The following is a 16,272-nucleotide window of genomic DNA, read 5'->3' as shown; positions in this document are numbered from 1 at the left end:
GTCGCCCCCGATTCCTCGTCCGGCTCGCCGAGCCTGAGGTCGGGCCGGTGGTGCGCCCGTCGCGTCTCGCGCGGTGTCCGGCGCACCACCGGCCGACTCCTCACCGGCTCACTCAGGGGCTGCGACGCCGACGGGCGTCGGATGTGTGGCCGGCTCTCGTGGGCCTGCTAGCAGAACTTGGCGATCGCTGCGGCCGCCCCTGCGTTGAAGCCCTTCTCGTAGTTGGGGTCCACTGCGGTGACGCCCTGCGGTGCCTGAGCCTTGCAGGTCGCCTTGGCGAGGTTGAAGCCGTCCTTGTAGCCCTTGGCGAACTGGTCCTGGGTCTGCTGCTCCTCGGCCTGCTTGACCGAGCCGCAGGAGAGCTTGCGTCCGCCCTCCTCCTGCATGCTGACGGGTCCGCCCTTCTGCGAAACCGTGAGCGTGCCCGAGAGCCCGCCGTCGGCCGAAGCCCTGAAGAAGGCTGTGGCACCTCCCTGGCTGATGCTGACGTCCGCTCCCGGTGTGAGTCCCGTCCCGACGACGTTGAACCGCTCGGGTTTCTGGACGTCTTGTGTCACATGACACGTGGCCTTGGGCGTCGCTGCCTGGGCGGGCGCGGCCATGAGGGACAGCGAGCCGAGTGCCAGTGAGGAGAGGGCGAGGGGGGCCAACGCTGCGAGACGAGAACGTGAGTTCACTGTTCTGCCTTCCCTTTGGGGCATACGGAACCACGTGCGGGTGTGGGAGGTTCGAACACACGGGGACGGGCGCGAATGAGTGCTGGGGTTCCACGCCCGAACAGCGCGGTCTCACCGTCCGGAGCCGTGAGGCCGGGAGAACTCCCGGACGGCTTCCTGCGCATGGACTCCGTATCCGATGACGGCCGTGCCCCACCAGTGGGGACCGGCCTTTCGGTCCCGTCCATGCTCTCGCAGCCCCACCTCGCTGTCGACCTGAGCGAACACCTTGCGTAATCGATTGATGACGTGCTGTAGTCACGCATCCCGCGTCGTAGCTCGGCCCGGCCGAACCTCGGCCTCCCCCCAGCAGCACCTCGTCCAGCTCTCACGCCCACGCTCAGCGATCACCTGGGCCCGGATCACTCCGAGGCCCGGTGCTTCTCCCGGCCGGACATCCCAAGCCCCAAGTCCCGGTGCAATAGGGGCCGTTGACAGTCCTCGTATGCTGGGAACGCAGAACGCACCCCGGTCCCGAGGGCCGGGTTACCCGAGCGGGGGGAGAAAGGTGCGTGCCCGGTGATCGTCGGGCTTCTGTCTGCGGTTGGTGTCGCCCTCTATGCGGTGACGGCCTCGGTTCTCGCCTTGACCGCGACGTTCGCGCGTCGTGAGGTGGTGAGGCGCGAGGCGCGCACCACTTTGGCCGTTCTCGTGGCTGCCCGGAGGACGGAAGCGGTGCCGGGGGGTCCGGAGGGCCCGGGACGGTAGGACGCGGCGATGCGGCACGGGCGGCGATCGGGGGCCGCGTACGCGCCGTGATCCTTCTGGTCGCGTTGTCAGTGGTGGCGCCTACTCTCGGCAGTGATGACTCAGGTGTGGAGATGCGCGGGGCTGCGGTGGGGTGAGGGCGGGCCCGTGCTGGCGTGGGAAGGGGGGCGGCGCAGTGCGCTGGAGCGGGGGAAGCGGGTGGCCTTCGCGGTGGTCGCGGGGGATGTGCGCCGGTGTGTGGGGGCACGGGGGCATGGGTGTGCGGCGCGGGCCGTTGTGCCCGGGCGGAGTACGGGCGGGCGCTGCGAGGAGTGCGCCCGCCTCGACCGGGCCCATTCCGTCGCCGCTGACACCTTCGCCGACGATCCGCGGCCGTACCGCGTCTATCTCGCCTGGTTCGGGCCCGGCATGGTCAAGGTCGGGATCACCGCGGCCGAGCGGGGCTCCGCGCGGTTGCTGGAGCAGGGTGCCGTCTGTTTCAGCTGGCTGGGGTGCGGGCCGCTGATGGCGGCGCGGCGCGCGGAGGAGCTGCTGCGGGCCGCCCTCCGGGTGCCCGACCGGATCCCGTACGCCGACAAGCGGGCGGTGCGGGCCGCGTTGCCGCCGGCCGGGGAGCGGGTCGCGGAGCTGGCGGAGCTGCACGCGCGAGCGGTGTCGCTCGACGGCTGGCCGGAGTCGCTGGAGCGGGCGCCGTTCCTGGCCGTCGACCACGGCGGGGCGTTCGGGCTGGAGGGGCTGCCCCCGATGGACGGTGTGGTGAGCGAGCTCGTGACGGGCGGAGGGGTGAGCGGTGGGGTTCTGGCGGCCGCCGGGCCTGATCTCCACCTCGCCACCGGGCGCGGGGTCCTGGTGCTGGACACGCGACTGATGACGGGGTGGGAGCTGACGGGCGCCGAGCGGGACGAGGTGACCGTGCCGGTGCGGGAGGTGGGGGAGACGGGGGTGCAGGACGGGCTGTTCTGACAGCCGCTCCCTTGTCGGCCGACAGCCGGCCCCACTCTTGGTCCGCGCTCGGATCCAGCTCGGGTCCTGTTCGGGTCCCGGTTCGGGTTCTGTTCGGGTCCCGGTTCGGATCCCGTTCGGAAAGGGGCTGGACGTCCATGCCGCCGTGACCGATCGTGGCGACATGAGCGATTACCGCGTTGCGCCTGTCGCCGCCCATGAACCCCCCTACTACGCCGTCGTCTTCACCTCCGTGCGGACCGAGGACGACGACGGGTACGGAGAGACCTCCGAGCGGTTGGAGGAGCTGGTCCGAGAGGTCCCCGGGTTCCTCGGGATGGACCATGCCCGGACGCCGGGCGGACTGTCGATCACGGTCGGGTACTTCCGGGACCTGGCCGCCATCGAGGAGTGGCGGAGCGACCTGGAGCACCGCGCCGCCCAGAAGCGCGGGCGCGCCCAGTGGTACGAGGCGTACACCGTGCACGTCGCCAAGGTCGAGCGCAGCCATGCGTTCGAGCGGGATCCGGCGCGTGAGTGAGCGGGACGGGTCGCCGTCTGGCCGTCGTACGTTGGCCGTTGGCCGTTGGCCTTCTGATCCCGGGTCAAGGGATCCTCCCAGAAGTTCCCTGAGAGGTGCCTGTGTGGTTCTCAGGAAAATCACAGATTCGTGAAAGGGCGCTCTCAGAGGACCCCGACAAGGTGTCCACCATGACCACGACCTCGCCCCAGGGGCGCACCGAACTGCTGAGGCCGGACGGGAGCCCCGTCCGAGTGCTGGTGGTGGACGACGAGCTGTCGATCACCGAACTGCTGTCCATGGCCCTTCGTTACGAAGGCTGGCAGATCCGCAGCGCGGGTGACGGACAGGGCGCGATTCAGACCGCGCGTGACTTTCGGCCCGACGCCGTCGTGCTCGACATGATGCTCCCGGACATGGACGGCCTGACCGTCCTCGGCCGACTGCGGCGCGAACTGCCCGACGTGCCGGTTCTGTTCCTCACCGCCAAGGACGCCGTCGAGGACCGGATCGCGGGACTGACGGCCGGTGGCGACGACTACGTCACCAAGCCGTTCAGCCTGGAAGAGGTCGTGGCCCGGCTGCGCGGGCTGATACGGCGGTCCGGTGCCGCCGACCGCCGCTCCGACTCCGTGCTGGTCGTCGGGGACCTCATGCTCGACGAGGACAGCCACGAGGTGTTCCGGGGCGGGGAGAACATCCACCTCACCGCCACCGAGTTCGAGCTGTTGCGTTTCCTGATGCGCAACCCGCGGCGCGTGCTCAGCAAGGCGCAGATCCTCGACCGCGTGTGGTCGTACGACTTCGGCGGCCAGGCCAACGTCGTGGAACTCTACATCTCGTACTTGCGCAGGAAGATCGACGCGGGCCGGGAGCCGATGATCCACACCCGGCGCGGCGCCGGCTACATGATCAAGCCCGCGGCGTCATGAGCAGGCGACGACGGCCGCGGACGCAGAGGCGAGGACGACAGCCGCGCACGCTGCGGACCCGGCTCGTCGTCTCGGCGGTCAGTCTGATCGCCGTGGTGTGCGCCGTGATCGGCACCGTGACGACCATCGCGCTGGGGCAGCACCTGTACGGGGAGCTGGACGGGCAGGTGGCCGATGTCGGCAAGGGAGTCTCGGGTCCGCCCCGGGGGAGCCTGTCCGGCCTCGGGAACGGTCACCCGGGCGGCCCGGGCAACCTGAACGGCGATGCGTCGGGGAACTCCTCCGGCACCGCGACGACGCAGGACAGGTTGGACGACTTCATCACCAGGGGACCGGCGCAACCCGACACCGTCGCTGCCCAGACGGACTCCACCGGTGCCGTCACCAGGGCGGTCATCAAGAGGGAGGTCTCCTCCAGCAGCTCCGGCTTCGAGCGGATGAAGGCCGTCGATTTGACCCGGGCGCAGACCTCCGCGCTCGGCTCCGTCCCCCGTGACGGCAAGGTGCACACCGTCACGCTCGCGGGGCTCGGGGACTACCGCGCCAAGTACGTCACCGGCGCCCACGGGAGCTTCTACTTCGCCCTGCCCACCGGGGGCGTCACCAACACCATCAACACCCTCATCATCGTCGAGGTCAGCGTCACCGCCGCAGGCCTGGTCGCCGCCGGTATCGCCGGTTCCGTGCTCGTGGGGATCGCCCTGCGGCCCCTGCGCAAGGTCGCCGCGACCGCCACCCGCGTCTCCGAACTCAGGCTGCACACCGGTGAGGTGACCCTCAACGAGCGGGTCCCGGAGTCCGAGACCGATCCGCACACCGAGGTCGGGCAGGTCGGGGCCGCCCTCAACCGCATGCTCGACCACGTCCACGGCGCCCTGCACGCACGGCAGCAGAGCGAGACGCGGGTACGGCAGTTCGTCGCGGACGCCAGTCACGAGCTGCGCACCCCGCTCGCCTCCATCCGCGGGTACGCCGAGCTGACCAGACGGGGCCGCGAGGAGCAGGGCCCCGACACCCGGCACGCCCTCGGACGGATCGAGTCCGAGGCCGGGCGCATGACCCTCCTCGTCGAGGACCTGCTGCTGCTCGCCCGGCTCGACGCCGGCCGCCCGCTCCAGTTCGAGCGGACCGACCTCGTCCCGCTCGTCGTGGACACCATCAGCGACGCGCGCGCCGCGGGCCCCGACCACAACTGGCGGCTCGAACTGCCCGACGAGCCCGCGCTCGTGTCGGCGGATGCCGCACGGCTGCAACAGGTGCTCGTCAACCTGCTCGCCAACGCCCGGACCCACACCCCGCCCGGTACGACCGTCACCGCACGCGTGCAGCGGCGCGGACCGTGGCTGTGCGTGGACGTCCAGGACGACGGGCAGGGCATCCCGCCCGATCTGCTGCCGCACGTCTTCGAGCGGTTCGCGCGCGGTGACTCGGCGCGCTCCCGGGCCACCGGTTCCACCGGGCTCGGGCTCGCCATCGTGCAGGCCGTGGCGACCGCGCACGGCGGCGCCGTCACCGTCGACAGCGTTCCCGGGCACACGGTGTTCACCGTGCATCTGCCGGCGCCGGCCCCGCGCGTGCCCTCGCCGGCCCCCGAAACGGCCTGGCAACAGCACTCACAGGCACAGCACAGCGCCACCACACGGGTGCAACAGGGCGCTTGAGAAGAGTCGGTTCCATGCGAATCGACTCTTCTCCCGGCACCCTGCCGGCGCGGGAGCACCTCCCGGCCGCAGGAGCCGGTACGCCTGTCCTGGACGTAGTGATCCCCGTCTACAACGAGGAGAAGGACCTCCAGCCATGTGTGCTCAGACTGCACGAGCACCTCAAGCGCACGTTCCCGTACGCGTTCCGCATCACGATCGCGGACAACGCGTCCACGGACACCACCCCGCAGGTGGCGGCGCGGCTGGAGGAGCGGATCCCCGAGGTGAGGTCCTTCCGGCTGGAGCAGAAGGGCCGCGGCCGGGCGCTGCGGACCGTCTGGTCCGCCTCGGACGCCCCGATCCTCGCCTACATGGACGTGGACCTGTCCACCGACCTCAACGCACTCCTCCCGCTGGTCGCGCCGCTGATCTCCGGTCACTCCGACCTGGCGATCGGCTCCCGGCTCGCCCGCAGCTCCCGGGTCGTGCGCGGCCCGAAGCGGGAGTTCATCAGCCGTGCCTACAACCTCATCCTGCGCGGCTCGTTGCAGGCCCGTTTCTCGGACGCGCAGTGCGGCTTCAAGGCGATCCGCCGTGATGTGGCCCAGGTGCTGCTGCCGCTGGTGGAGGACACCGGCTGGTTCTTCGACACCGAGATGCTGGTGCTCGCCGAGCGGGCGGGGCTGCGCATCCACGAAGTGCCGGTCGACTGGGTCGACGACCCGAACTCCACGGTGAACATCGTGAAGACCGCGACCGATGACCTCAAGGGCGTGTGGCGCATCGGCAAGGCGCTGGCCACCGGGTCGCTGCCGCTGGACCGGCTGACCCGGCCGTTCGGTGACGATCCGCGCGACCGCGACCTCAGAGACGTGCCGGGGGGCCTGGCCCGCCAGCTCGTCGGCTTCTGCGTGGTCGGCGGCCTGTCCACCCTGTTCTATCTGCTGCTCTACAGCGTCTTCCGGCAGTTCTCGGGCTCGCAGATCGCGAACGCGCTCGCCCTGCTGGTCTCGGCGATCGCCAACACGGCGGCCAACCGCCGGCTCACCTTCGGCGTCCGCGGCAGGGGCGGCGCCGTCCGCCATCAGGCGCAGGGCCTGGTGGTCTTCGGCATCGGCCTCGCCCTGACCAGCGGCTCCCTCGCCGCCCTGAACGCGGCGACGAGCGATCCGGCGCACTCCACCGAGCTGGCGGTGCTGATCGCCGCCAACCTCGCGGCGACCGTGCTGCGGTTCCTGCTCTTCAGGGCCTGGGTGTTCCCGGACCGCCGCGACGACACCCCGACGCCCCAGGCCGAAGTGCCCCAGCAGCGTCACACCCCGGGGGCGCCCGCGTACCAGCCGCTCCCGCCGCTGCCCCAGCGCCACGCGGCACCGCACTCCTCGTACGACACCGAGTACGACCCCGAGTACGACCGCGAGTACGACACCACCCCCTTCCGCGCCGGTGCCGACGCGGACCGCACCCCCTGGGGGGACGCAACCATGCCGCTGCAGCCGGTGCGCCCGCAGGACACCGACCCGAGGGACTTCCGATGACCACGCACTACGAACAGTCGACCTACCAGGGGGGTGCGGCCCCCCACGCCTGGGGACCGCCCCCGACCGCTCCCCCGCAGACACCCGCCACGCCACCGGCCCCCGCCCCCGGAGCCGGTGAGCCCCAGCAGCCGCTCACGCGCAGACTCCGGCGCGGCCGGCCCGAGGACCCCCGCTGGGCGCGCCCCGCGTTCCTCGGCCTGCTGCTCGCCACGGGGCTGCTGTACATGTACAACCTGAGCGCCTCCGGGTACGCCAACTCGTTCTACTCGGCGGCGCTCCAGGCCGGCAGCAAGTCCTGGAAGGCGTTCTTCTTCGGCTCGCTGGACGCGGGCAACGCCATCACCGTCGACAAGCCCCCGGCCTCGCTGTGGCCGATGGCCCTGTCGGTCAGGATCTTCGGCCTCAACTCGTGGGCGATCCTGGTCCCCGAGGTCGTCATGGGCGTCCTCACGGTCGCCGTGGTTTACGCGGCCGTCCGGCGCAGGTTCAGCCCGGCGGCCGGTCTGATCGCGGGCGCCGTGCTCGCGCTCACCCCGGTCGCGGCGCTGATGTTCCGGTTCAACAACCCGGACGCGCTGCTCGCCCTGCTGATGGCGCTCACCGTCTACTTCGTCGTCCGGGGCCTGGAGGACGGCCGCACCAAGTGGCTGGTGTGGGCGGGGGTCGCGGTCGGCTTCGCCTTCCTGACGAAGACCCTGCAGGCCTTCCTGATCCTTCCGGCGCTGGCGCTCGTGTACGGCGTCTGCGCTCCGGTGAAGCTGAGGAAGCGACTCGCGCAACTGGGCCTCGCGACCGTCGCGCTGGTCGTCTCGGGCGGCTGGTGGGTCGCGATCGTCGAGCTGTGGCCGGCGGCCTCCCGCCCGTACATCGGCGGCTCGCAGAACAACTCCTTCCTGGAGCTGACCTTCGGCTACAACGGCCTGGGCCGCATCAACGGCGACGAGACCGGCAGCGTCGGCGGCGGTGCCGGCGGCAACGGTGGCCGGTGGGGCGCGACCGGCTGGGACCGCATGTTCAACTCCGAGATCGGCTCCCAGATCTCCTGGCTGCTCCCGGCGGCGCTGATCCTGCTCGTCGCGGGCCTGGTGCTCACCCGGAAGGCGGGGCGCACGGACCTGGTCCGCGGCTCGTTCCTCGCCTGGGGCGGCTCGCTGCTGATGACCGCCGTGATCTTCAGCTACATGGCGGGCATCTTCCACCAGTACTACACGGTGGCCCTCGCCCCCTACATCGCCGCCCTGGTCGGCATGGGCGTCACGGTCCTGTGGGAGGAGCGGTCGAGGACGTGGGCGTCGCTCACGCTCGCGGCCACCGCCACGGCGACTGCGGCCTGGGGGTACGTGCTCCTCAACCGCACCCCGGACTACCTGCCCTGGCTGAAGTGGCTGGTCCTCGTCGGTGGTCTGGTCAGCGCCCTGGGGCTCATCTTCGTGGCCCGGCTCGGACGGCAGCTCGCGCTCGCGGCGGTGGGCCTCGGCTTCGTGGCCGCGCTCGCGGGTCCGACCGCGTACACCCTCACCACCGTGAACCAGGGCCACATCGGGTCGATCGTCACGGCCGGTCCGGCGGGCGCGAGCAGTATGGGCCGCGGCGGCCGTGGCGGCCCGGGCGGTGGCGGCATGCGCGGCGGCTTCGGCGGCGGTATGCCGGGCCAGAACCAGCAGCAGGGCAACGGCACCACGCAGGGCCAGAACGGCCGGCAGGGCTTCCCCGGCGGCGGCAACGGCACCGGCGGGTTCCCGGGCGGCGGCATGCCGGGCCAGAACCAGCAGCAGGGCAACGGCAGCACCCAGGGCCAGAACGGTCGGCAGGGCTTCCCCGGCGGTGGGCGCACGGGTGGCGGCGGCATCGGCGGCCTGCTCAACGGCGCGAACGTCAGCTCCGCGGCCAAGACGCTGCTGGAGAAGGACGCGAGCAAGTACACCTGGGTCGCCGCGTCCATCGGTTCGCAGAACGCCGCGAGCTACCAGCTCGCCACCGGCGATGCGGTGATGGCGATCGGCGGCTTCAACGGCAGCGACCCGTCCCCGACGCTGGCCCAGTTCCAGAAGTACGTGGCGGAAGGAAAGATCCACTACTTCATCTCGGGCGGCGGCTTCGGCGGCGGGGGCAGCAACGGCGGCTCCAACGTCTCGTCGCAGATCAGTTCGTGGGTTCAGCAGAACTTCAAGAAGGTGACGGTCGGTTCGGCCACCTTCTACGACCTCACGCAGAAGACGAGCGGCGGCTCGAACGGCAGCTGACGGTTCGCGCACCGAGCGGTGGGCCGGGCACCGATGCCCGGTCCACCGCTTTTGCGTCATCTGTCTCACGCAACTCACCGTGAGACGCGGCGGCGTTGCTGCGTCGGGCGGAGCGGGCAGACTCGGGAGGTGGTGGTCGCCTGGGAGCGGAATGTCGGGAAAGGTGTGCCATGGTGAAGGCAGCCCAGCGGACCAGCGTCTGGCTGGAGGGCAAGGCGCGCCGTGGCGGGCGCGGGGGCGGGCAGCCCTCAGGGCTGGACCGGGAGCGGATCACCGAGGCGACCGTCCGGCTGCTGGACGCCGAGGGGCTCGCCAGGTTCTCCATGCGGCGGCTCGCCGCCGAGCTGAACGTGACGGCGATGTCCGTGTACTGGTACGTGGACACCAAGGACGACCTGCTGGAGCTGGCGCTGGACGCGGCCTTCGGGGAGGTGCGGCTGCCGGCCGGCGACACCGGAGAGGACTGGCGCGACCAACTGCGGGGCCTCGCCGCCGAGTACCGGGCGCTGTTGGTGCGCCATCCCTGGCTGTCCCCGCTCGCCGGGACCTTCCTCAACATCGGCCCGCACGCGGTCGCCTTCTCGCTCGCCGTGCAGCGGGTGATCAGGCTGACCGGGCTGCCGGCGCACGGCCGGATGGGCGCGATCTCGGCGGTCTTCCAGTTCGTGTACGGCTTCGGCACGATCGAGGGGCACTTCATCGCGCGCTGCGCGGCGGCCGGGCTGAGCCAGGACGAGTACGTCCGCCACGCCATGAGCGCGGTGACCGAGAGCCCCGGTCTGAGCGAGGCCGTGCACCGGTCCGCGGACCTCATGCAGGCCCGCGGCGGCGACACGGTGGAGGAGATGCGCGAGCGGGACTTCGCCTTCGCGCTGGAGACGCTCATCGCGGGGATCGAGGCGATGGTCGCCCGGCGGTAGGGGTGTCCCCTGCCCCAAGGGCCTGTACGCAGGCTGTCAGTCCTCGGAGGAGACCAGGCGGGCCGGGAAGCCGCCCGTCGCCACAGGACCCCAGCGCACCGGGGTGATCCGGATGATCGACTTTCCCTGCTTGACCATGGCCTCGCGGTACTCGTCCCAGTCCGGGTGCTCGCCCGCGATGTTGCGGTAGTACTCGACGAGCGGTTCGACGGAGTCCGGCGTGTCGATGACCTCGGCCGTGCCGTCGATCTGGACCCAGGGCCCGTTCCAGTCGTCGCTGAGCACGATGACGCTGACCCGCTCGTCCCGCTTGGCGTTGCGGGTCTTGGCGCGCTCCGGGTACGTGGAGACGACGATCCGCCCCGAGTCGTCGACGCCGCAGGTCAGCGGCGACCCCTGGGGGCTGCCGTCGGCGCGGCGGGTCAGCAGGATCGCGCGGTGACGGGGGCGTACGAAGTCCAGCAACTCGTCCAGTGATACGTCGGTGTTGGTCGCGATGTTCGGTGCCATGCCCGCAGCCTAGACGCACCGGGCCGTTCCGAGGCTGACCCTGTCGTGCCTACGACCGCACGTCGGCTTCAGGACTCCAACGCCTCCGCCAGGCTGTCGTACACGGGCACGTCCCGCCGCACCCCGGTCAGCTCCAGGACGCGGCTCGGGACGCCGAGCGGTGCCGCCACCACCCGTACCCCCACCCCCGCGGGCAGCCGGCACCGTACGTCCTGGACGAGGCGGGCGCCCTGGGAGTCCATGAAGCCGGTGCGGGTGAAGTCCAGGATCAGCACGCTGAGCCGGGTGGCGCGCGCCCCGGCGAAGGACGTGATGGCGGCGCACAGCGCGGGGGAGTTGGACAGGTCGATCTCCGGGGGCAGGACGATCAGGCTGCGGCCGGGCAGATCGCGCACCCGGCACGGGCTCGGGACATGGGTCATGGCACTCACCTGGCAGAGGTTCGTCCGGGCTCAGGGAGGCCGCTTCCTGACCTGTCGCCTCATTCCACCACTGTCGTGCGCCGCTGCGAAAGAGGGACCGACGAGAGTCAACCGGGCGTCAATCGCCCCGCGGGAAGGAGATAAAGTTCTGTCCGTCCTGCGCTCGCAGTCGGGAATGTGCTGCGGAGCTCTCCTGCGCATGGCCGTATGGCCGTGCACGCCGAAGAGGTTCGTGTGCCTTCGTCCGACTTTTCCGATTTGCCTGATTTTCCGCGGGGCTTCGAGCTGGCCGAAACGCTGACCGCGGCGGCTCGGCAACTGCACGACACGGTCACCCCCCACAGCACCATGAGCACCGCCGTCGGCCTCGCCGTGCGCCTGGTGCCGGGCGCCGAACACGCGGTCATCTCCGAGGCGGAGCGCGGCAACCACTTCCGTACGCTCGCCTGGAGCGACGAGGTCGTCCGCACCGCCCACGACTCCCGGCCGGGCAGCGACCGCGCCCCGTACTGGGACCACCTGTGGCACGCGCCCGTCGTGCGCGTGGCGGACAGCGAGAGCGACGCGGGCGGCTCCGTGCTGGCCGGCCTGGGCCTGCGCTCGGCGCTCGCGCTGCGGCTGCGCGCCGACAAGCGACGCCTGACGGTGCTCACCGTCTACGCCGGCAAGCCGCACGCCTTCGACGACGCCGCAACGCGGATCGGCCGGCTGTTCACCGCGCACGTCGGCCTCGCGCTGGACTCGGTGACCGTGCGCGAGCAGCTCACCGAGGCGATGCACACCCGGGACCTGATCGGCCAGGCCACCGGCATCCTCATGGAGCGCCTGAACATGGACGCCACGGAGGCGTTCGACAGTCTGGTCCGCGCCTCACAGCGGGAGAACGTCAAGCTGCGGGACCTCGCCCGCCGCATCGTCGATGCGAACCACACCACATGACGGTCAGGAGTTGATCGACGAAACGGGGACAAAAGCATGACATGAGACCCGAGATGCCCTACCCGCTCGACCAGGCGATCGTGCGCAGCGGCGGTCTCGACACGCTGTTGCGGGACCTGACCGACCGCGCGGTCGAGGCCGTGCCCGGCTGCGACGCCTGCAGCATCACCGTCCGCCGCGGCGACCGCCTGCTGACTCTGGCGGGCAGCGGAACCCTGCCCAGCGGCCTGGATCTGCGCCAGTACGAGAACGGCACCGGCCCCTGCGTCACGGCCGCCGAGACGGGGACCGAGCAGTACGCCCCCGACCTGGCCGCCGAGACCCGCTGGCCCGCGTACACGGAGTACGCGCTGTCGGTCGGGGTGCGCTGCGTGCTGGCGGTGCCGCTCGCCGTCGAGGGCGACACCGGCGCCGCGCTGAACTTCTACGGCATCGAGCCCGGGGTGCTCGGCACGGTCCGTGACCGGGCCCGCGCCTTCGCGGCGCGGACCACCGAGGCCGTCGACGTCGCCCTGCGCGTGGAACGCGAGCGCGCCGACGCCACCGACGTGCGCACCGCCCTGCTCTCCCGCAGCGTCATCGACCAGGCGATCGGCATACTGATGGCGCAGGAGCGGGTCAGTGCCCGGATCGCCCTGGAGCGCCTGCGCCGGATCTCCCAGGACACGAACACCAAGCTCCGCGACCTGGCCACCGATCTGGTGTCCCGGGTCTCGGGCGACGGCCGTCCGCCGTCACGCGGACGGTAGCGACTCGCCCTGCACCGCCTGGATGTCCAGCTCCACCTTCAGCGTGGTGCCGATGGCGGCGATGCCCGCCTGGACGACCTGGTTGTAGTTCATGGCGAAGTCCTCGCGGCGCAGTTCCGTGGTCGCGCGGAAGGCCGCACGGGTGCCGCCCCACGGGTCGGAGCCGATGCCGAGGTAGGCGAGGCCCAGATCCACCGGGCGGACCACCCCGTGCAGGGTCAGCTCGCCGTGGACCGTCCAGCGGTCCGCGCCCGCGGCCGTCAGGCCGGTCGAGCGGTAGGTGATCTCCGGGTACTTCTCGACGTCCAGGAAGTCGGCCGACCTCAGGTGGGTGTCGCGCATGCCGTTGCCCGTGTCGATGGACTCGGCGCGGATGACGGCCTCGACGCGGGACTTCTCCACCTCGTCCGGGGCGATCTCGATGCGCCCGGCGAAGTCCGTGAACCGCCCGTGCACGCTGGAGATCCCCAGGTGCTGCGCGACCGCGCCCACCGAGGAGTGCGCCGGGTCGATGGTCCACGGCCCGGGCGGCGGCAGTTCGGTGCCGCCCTGCCGGGCGAGCGTCACGGTGCCGACCTCGGCCCGCCCGCTCGCGGTGACGATCGCGCTGGAGGCGGCGGGCGCGTACCCGACCGCCGTGACGATCACGGTGTAGGCGCCGGGCGCCAGCTCGGTCGCGTCCCGGACGGCGCCCTCCGCGTCGGCCTCGGCGCGCAGGACCTGCGTCCCGGTCATGTCGGTCACGGTGACGACCGCGTGCGACACGGCCCATCCGTCTCGCGTACGGATCCGTGCGGTCAGTCCCATCGCGTGGTTCCCCTCTAAATCCCTTGAATCTTTGATAAATCCCCGTGGCGGCCGAAAAAATCCGGCCCGCGGGGGCGCTTGTCGCTCACAGCGCGCCCCCACGAGCCGGACTCCGGACTACTCGCCCGGGTGGGCGAGTTCGATGTCGTGGTCGTCGACACCGCGGCCGGAGACGGTCACCGCGGTGGCCACCGGCGGGTAGCCCGTCGCGATGACGGTGTACTCGCCGCTGTTCAGGTCGGTGAAGGCGTACGCGCCGTCCGCGCCGGTGGTGGCGGTGCCGACCACGTTGCCCGCCGCGTCCACCAGGGTCACCCGGGCGTCCGCGAGGGGGCCGTGCGGGGCCCGTACGACGCCCTGCACCTGGGAGCCGGAGTCGAGGTCGATCTCGACCCGCGTCACTCCGGCGGCGCCGACCTCGACGGGCAGGGCCCGCGGGCGGTGCCCGGCGGCGTTCACCGCCACGGTCAAGGCACCCGGCACGAGCTCCGCGAAGGAGAAGGTGCCCTGCTCGCCGGTGGTCGCGGTGGCCAGCAGGTCGCCGCGCACGTCGGTGACGATGACCATCGCGTCCTTGACCGGCAGCCCGGTCTCGGCGGCGCGGACGACGCCGCTCAGGCCACTGGTGCCGCTGAGCAGGACGTCGTACGACACCGGCTCGTCGTGCACGACGATCGTGGAGGCCTGCGGCTGGTGGCCGTCGGCGGAGGCGATCAGGACGTAGGAGCCGGTGCCCGGAGCGTGCACCGCGTAGGAACCGTCCGCCTGCGCGACCGACCGGCCCAGCTGCCGTCCCCCCAGCGAGATCAGGGTGACGGCGGCCTGCGGGACCGGCGCGCCCTCGCCGCCGCGGACGAAGCCGCGGACCGGGATGCCACCGCCGTCACCGGCCGCCTCCGGCCGGGCGATCGTGGCGACGGCCGCGAGGCGCTGGGTGCCCGTGCCCTCGCCGGTGGTCTCGGTGCTCGCCACCGCCCAGCTCGGGACCCTCTCCTCGGCCGGCGCGGCAGCCGCGGCCGGCGCGGAGGCCTCGGCCGGGGTGGTCGCCGCGGGGGCCTCCTGCGGCGCCGAGTCGGCAGCGGCCTGCGCCAGCGCGCCCTTGGTCTTCAACGGGACCTCCTTGATGAACAGGGTGATCAGGAAGGCGACGGCCGCCAGGCAGCCGGCGATCAGGAAGACGTCGGCGATGCCGTGGCCGTAGGCGCTCTCCAGCAGCGTGCGCAGCGGGGCCGGCAGCTTGCCCATGTCCGGGATGCTGTCGGTCGAGCTCGAGCCGGCCAGGGCGGCCTGATACTTGGGGCTCAGGGCGCTGATGCCGTCGGAGATGTAGTGGGTGATCCGGCGGGAGAGCACCGCGCCGAGCGCGGAGACGCCGACCGCACCGCCGAGGGAACGGAAGAAGGTGACCGTGGAGCTGGCCGAACCCAGGTCCCGCGGCGCCACCTGGTTCTGGGTGCACAGCACCAGGTTCTGCATCATCATGCCGATGCCGAGACCCATCAGGGCCATGAAGATCGACATCTTCCAGTAGGCCGTGTCGTACCGGATGGTGCCGAGCAGGCCCAGGCCGGCCGTCACCAGCACACCACCGCTGACCAGCCACGCCTTCCAGCGTCCTGTGCGGGTGATGAACTGGCCGGAGACGGTGGAGGAGACGAACAGGCCACCGATCATCGGGATCGTCAGGACACCCGACATCGTCGGGGACTTGTCGCGGGCCAGCTGGAAGTACTGGCTGAAGAACACCGTGCCGGTGAACATCGCGACACCCACGAAGAGCGAGGCGAGCGACGCCAGCGTGATGGTGCGGTTGCGGAACAGCCGCAGCGGGATGATCGGCTCGCTCGCCTTGGTCTCGATCAGCACGAACAGCGCACCGAGGACGATGGAACCGCCGACCATGGTGTACGTCTGCCAGGACAGCCAGTCGTACTTGTCACCGGCGAAGGTCACCCAGACCAGCAGCAGCGAGACCGCGGCGGCGATGAAGAACGCGCCGCCCCAGTCGACCTTGGCCTCCCGCTTGACCACGGGCAGGTGCAGGGTCTTCTGCAGCACGATCAGCGCGATCACCGCGAAGGGCACGCCGACGTAGAAGCACCAGCGCCAGCCCAGCCACGAGGTGTCGGTGATGACACCGCCGAGCAGCGGGCCGCCGACGGTGGCGATGGCGAACGTGGCGCCCAGGTAGCCGGAGTAACGCCCGCGCTCACGCGGGGAGATCATCGCGGCCATGACGATCTGCGCCAGCGCGGACAGACCGCCGACGCCGATGCCCTGCACGACACGGCAGGCGATCAGCATGCCCGGGTTCTGAGACAGACCGGCCGCCATCGAGCCCAGGACGTAGACGATCAGGGCTATCTGGACGAGCGCCTTCTTGCTGTACAGGTCCGCGAGCTTGCCCCACAGCGGGGTGGTCGCGGTCATCGCCAGCAGCGAGGCGGTGACGACCCAGGTGTAGGCGGACTGGCCGCCGCCGAGGTCGCCGATGATGTGCGGCAGCGCGTTGGTGACGATCGTGGACGACAGGATCGCCACGAACATGCCGAGCAGAAGGCCGGAGAGGGCCTCCATGATCTGCCGGTGCGTCATCGGAGCGCCGTCCGGGGAGCCTCCCCCGTGCTTGGCGTGAGCCCGCACACCGGCTGGTGTGGTCGTTGCCATGGGCTTCCTTTAC

General features: G+C 71.3%; 14 protein-coding genes. 9 read left to right on the top strand and 5 right to left on the bottom strand.

Annotated features, from left to right (window positions below; translation table 11 throughout):
* Positions 1 to 167: 167 nt before the first annotated feature.
* Positions 168 to 650, bottom strand: coding sequence for a hypothetical protein (locus tag AB0N14_RS10120; protein WP_366025207.1), 483 nt, complete (start codon positions 648 to 650; stop codon positions 168 to 170).
* Positions 651 to 1,520: 870 nt separating this feature from the next.
* Here AB0N14_RS10120 and AB0N14_RS10115 point away from each other — a divergent pair.
* From AB0N14_RS10115 to AB0N14_RS10085, 7 genes are all read left to right on the top strand, one after another.
* Positions 1,521 to 2,387, top strand: a complete 867-nt coding sequence (locus AB0N14_RS10115; RefSeq protein ID WP_366025206.1) for a DUF2797 domain-containing protein — start codon at positions 1,521 to 1,523, stop codon at positions 2,385 to 2,387.
* Positions 2,388 to 2,550: 163 nt separating this feature from the next.
* Positions 2,551 to 2,907, top strand: coding sequence for an antibiotic biosynthesis monooxygenase (locus AB0N14_RS10110; RefSeq protein WP_366025204.1), 357 nt, complete (start codon positions 2,551 to 2,553; stop codon positions 2,905 to 2,907).
* 170 nt (positions 2,908 to 3,077) lie between these two features.
* Positions 3,078 to 3,818 (top strand): response regulator transcription factor, encoded by a 741-nt coding sequence (locus AB0N14_RS10105; RefSeq protein ID WP_366025203.1) that lies wholly within the window; start codon positions 3,078 to 3,080, stop codon positions 3,816 to 3,818.
* Positions 3,815 to 5,479 (top strand): HAMP domain-containing sensor histidine kinase, encoded by a 1,665-nt coding sequence (locus AB0N14_RS10100; RefSeq protein WP_366025202.1) that lies wholly within the window; start codon positions 3,815 to 3,817, stop codon positions 5,477 to 5,479. Before AB0N14_RS10105 ends, AB0N14_RS10100 begins: the two co-directional genes overlap by 4 nt.
* 14 nt (positions 5,480 to 5,493) lie before the next feature.
* Positions 5,494 to 6,999 (top strand): bifunctional glycosyltransferase family 2/GtrA family protein, encoded by a 1,506-nt coding sequence (locus AB0N14_RS10095; protein WP_366025201.1) that lies wholly within the window; start codon positions 5,494 to 5,496, stop codon positions 6,997 to 6,999.
* On the top strand, positions 6,996 to 9,245 hold the full coding sequence (locus tag AB0N14_RS10090; RefSeq protein WP_366025200.1) for a glycosyltransferase family 39 protein: 2,250 nt from the start codon (positions 6,996 to 6,998) through the stop codon (positions 9,243 to 9,245). Before AB0N14_RS10095 ends, AB0N14_RS10090 begins: the two co-directional genes overlap by 4 nt.
* 170 nt (positions 9,246 to 9,415) lie before the next feature.
* Positions 9,416 to 10,165: a TetR/AcrR family transcriptional regulator gene (locus AB0N14_RS10085; protein ID WP_366025199.1), complete on the top strand. Its 750-nt coding sequence runs from the start codon at positions 9,416 to 9,418 to the stop codon at positions 10,163 to 10,165.
* Between the two features lie 36 nt (positions 10,166 to 10,201).
* On the opposite strand, the gene AB0N14_RS10080 is transcribed toward AB0N14_RS10085, so the two are convergent.
* Both AB0N14_RS10080 and AB0N14_RS10075 read right to left on the bottom strand, forming a co-directional pair.
* Positions 10,202 to 10,675 carry a PPOX class F420-dependent oxidoreductase gene (locus AB0N14_RS10080; protein ID WP_103845549.1) on the bottom strand — a complete coding sequence of 158 codons (474 nt, stop codon included), beginning with the start codon at positions 10,673 to 10,675 and terminating at the stop codon, positions 10,202 to 10,204.
* Positions 10,676 to 10,743: 68 nt separating this feature from the next.
* Positions 10,744 to 11,097 carry an STAS domain-containing protein gene (locus AB0N14_RS10075; protein ID WP_366025198.1) on the bottom strand — a complete coding sequence of 118 codons (354 nt, stop codon included), beginning with the start codon at positions 11,095 to 11,097 and terminating at the stop codon, positions 10,744 to 10,746.
* Between the two features lie 258 nt (positions 11,098 to 11,355).
* Between AB0N14_RS10075 and AB0N14_RS10070 the strand changes: the two genes are divergently transcribed.
* Positions 11,356 to 12,036: a GAF and ANTAR domain-containing protein gene (locus AB0N14_RS10070; RefSeq protein WP_366025197.1), complete on the top strand. Its 681-nt coding sequence runs from the start codon at positions 11,356 to 11,358 to the stop codon at positions 12,034 to 12,036.
* 41 nt (positions 12,037 to 12,077) lie between these two features.
* Positions 12,078 to 12,785 (top strand): GAF and ANTAR domain-containing protein, encoded by a 708-nt coding sequence (locus tag AB0N14_RS10065; protein WP_366025196.1) that lies wholly within the window; start codon positions 12,078 to 12,080, stop codon positions 12,783 to 12,785.
* On the opposite strand, the gene AB0N14_RS10060 is transcribed toward AB0N14_RS10065, so the two are convergent.
* On the bottom strand, positions 12,771 to 13,592 hold the full coding sequence (locus tag AB0N14_RS10060) for a YceI family protein (RefSeq protein ID WP_366025195.1): 822 nt from the start codon (positions 13,590 to 13,592) through the stop codon (positions 12,771 to 12,773). The genes AB0N14_RS10065 and AB0N14_RS10060 overlap by 15 nt on opposite strands.
* Positions 13,593 to 13,709: 117 nt before the next feature.
* Positions 13,710 to 16,259, bottom strand: coding sequence for an MFS transporter (locus AB0N14_RS10055; RefSeq protein WP_366025194.1), 2,550 nt, complete (start codon positions 16,257 to 16,259; stop codon positions 13,710 to 13,712).
* Positions 16,260 to 16,272 lie beyond the last annotated feature (13 nt).

The sequence above is a fragment of the Streptomyces sp. NPDC051104 genome (assembly GCF_040682835.1).
GTDB lineage: Bacteria > Actinomycetota > Actinomycetes > Streptomycetales > Streptomycetaceae > Streptomyces > Streptomyces cynarae.
Note: the sequence above shows the minus strand (reverse complement) of the source record. Positions and strands in the feature narration are given on the sequence as shown.

Excerpts from the sequence above, each read along its gene's own strand:
- AB0N14_RS10115 (WP_366025206.1), top strand. The coding sequence starts at position 1,521 with ATGACTCAGGTGTGGAGATGCGCGGGGCTGCGGTGGGGTGAGGGCGGG.
- AB0N14_RS10110 (WP_366025204.1), top strand. The coding sequence starts at position 2,551 with ATGAGCGATTACCGCGTTGCGCCTGTCGCCGCCCATGAACCCCCCTAC.
- AB0N14_RS10105 (WP_366025203.1), top strand. The coding sequence starts at position 3,078 with ATGACCACGACCTCGCCCCAGGGGCGCACCGAACTGCTGAGGCCGGAC.
- AB0N14_RS10100 (WP_366025202.1), top strand. The coding sequence starts at position 3,815 with ATGAGCAGGCGACGACGGCCGCGGACGCAGAGGCGAGGACGACAGCCG.
- AB0N14_RS10095 (WP_366025201.1), top strand. The coding sequence starts at position 5,494 with ATGCGAATCGACTCTTCTCCCGGCACCCTGCCGGCGCGGGAGCACCTC.
- AB0N14_RS10090 (WP_366025200.1), top strand. The coding sequence starts at position 6,996 with ATGACCACGCACTACGAACAGTCGACCTACCAGGGGGGTGCGGCCCCC.
- AB0N14_RS10085 (WP_366025199.1), top strand. The coding sequence starts at position 9,416 with ATGGTGAAGGCAGCCCAGCGGACCAGCGTCTGGCTGGAGGGCAAGGCG.
- AB0N14_RS10080 (WP_103845549.1), bottom strand. The coding sequence starts at position 10,675 with ATGGCACCGAACATCGCGACCAACACCGACGTATCACTGGACGAGTTG.
- AB0N14_RS10075 (WP_366025198.1), bottom strand. The coding sequence starts at position 11,097 with ATGACCCATGTCCCGAGCCCGTGCCGGGTGCGCGATCTGCCCGGCCGC.
- AB0N14_RS10065 (WP_366025196.1), top strand. The coding sequence starts at position 12,078 with ATGAGACCCGAGATGCCCTACCCGCTCGACCAGGCGATCGTGCGCAGC.
- AB0N14_RS10060 (WP_366025195.1), bottom strand. The coding sequence starts at position 13,592 with ATGGGACTGACCGCACGGATCCGTACGCGAGACGGATGGGCCGTGTCG.
- AB0N14_RS10055 (WP_366025194.1), bottom strand. The coding sequence starts at position 16,259 with ATGGCAACGACCACACCAGCCGGTGTGCGGGCTCACGCCAAGCACGGG.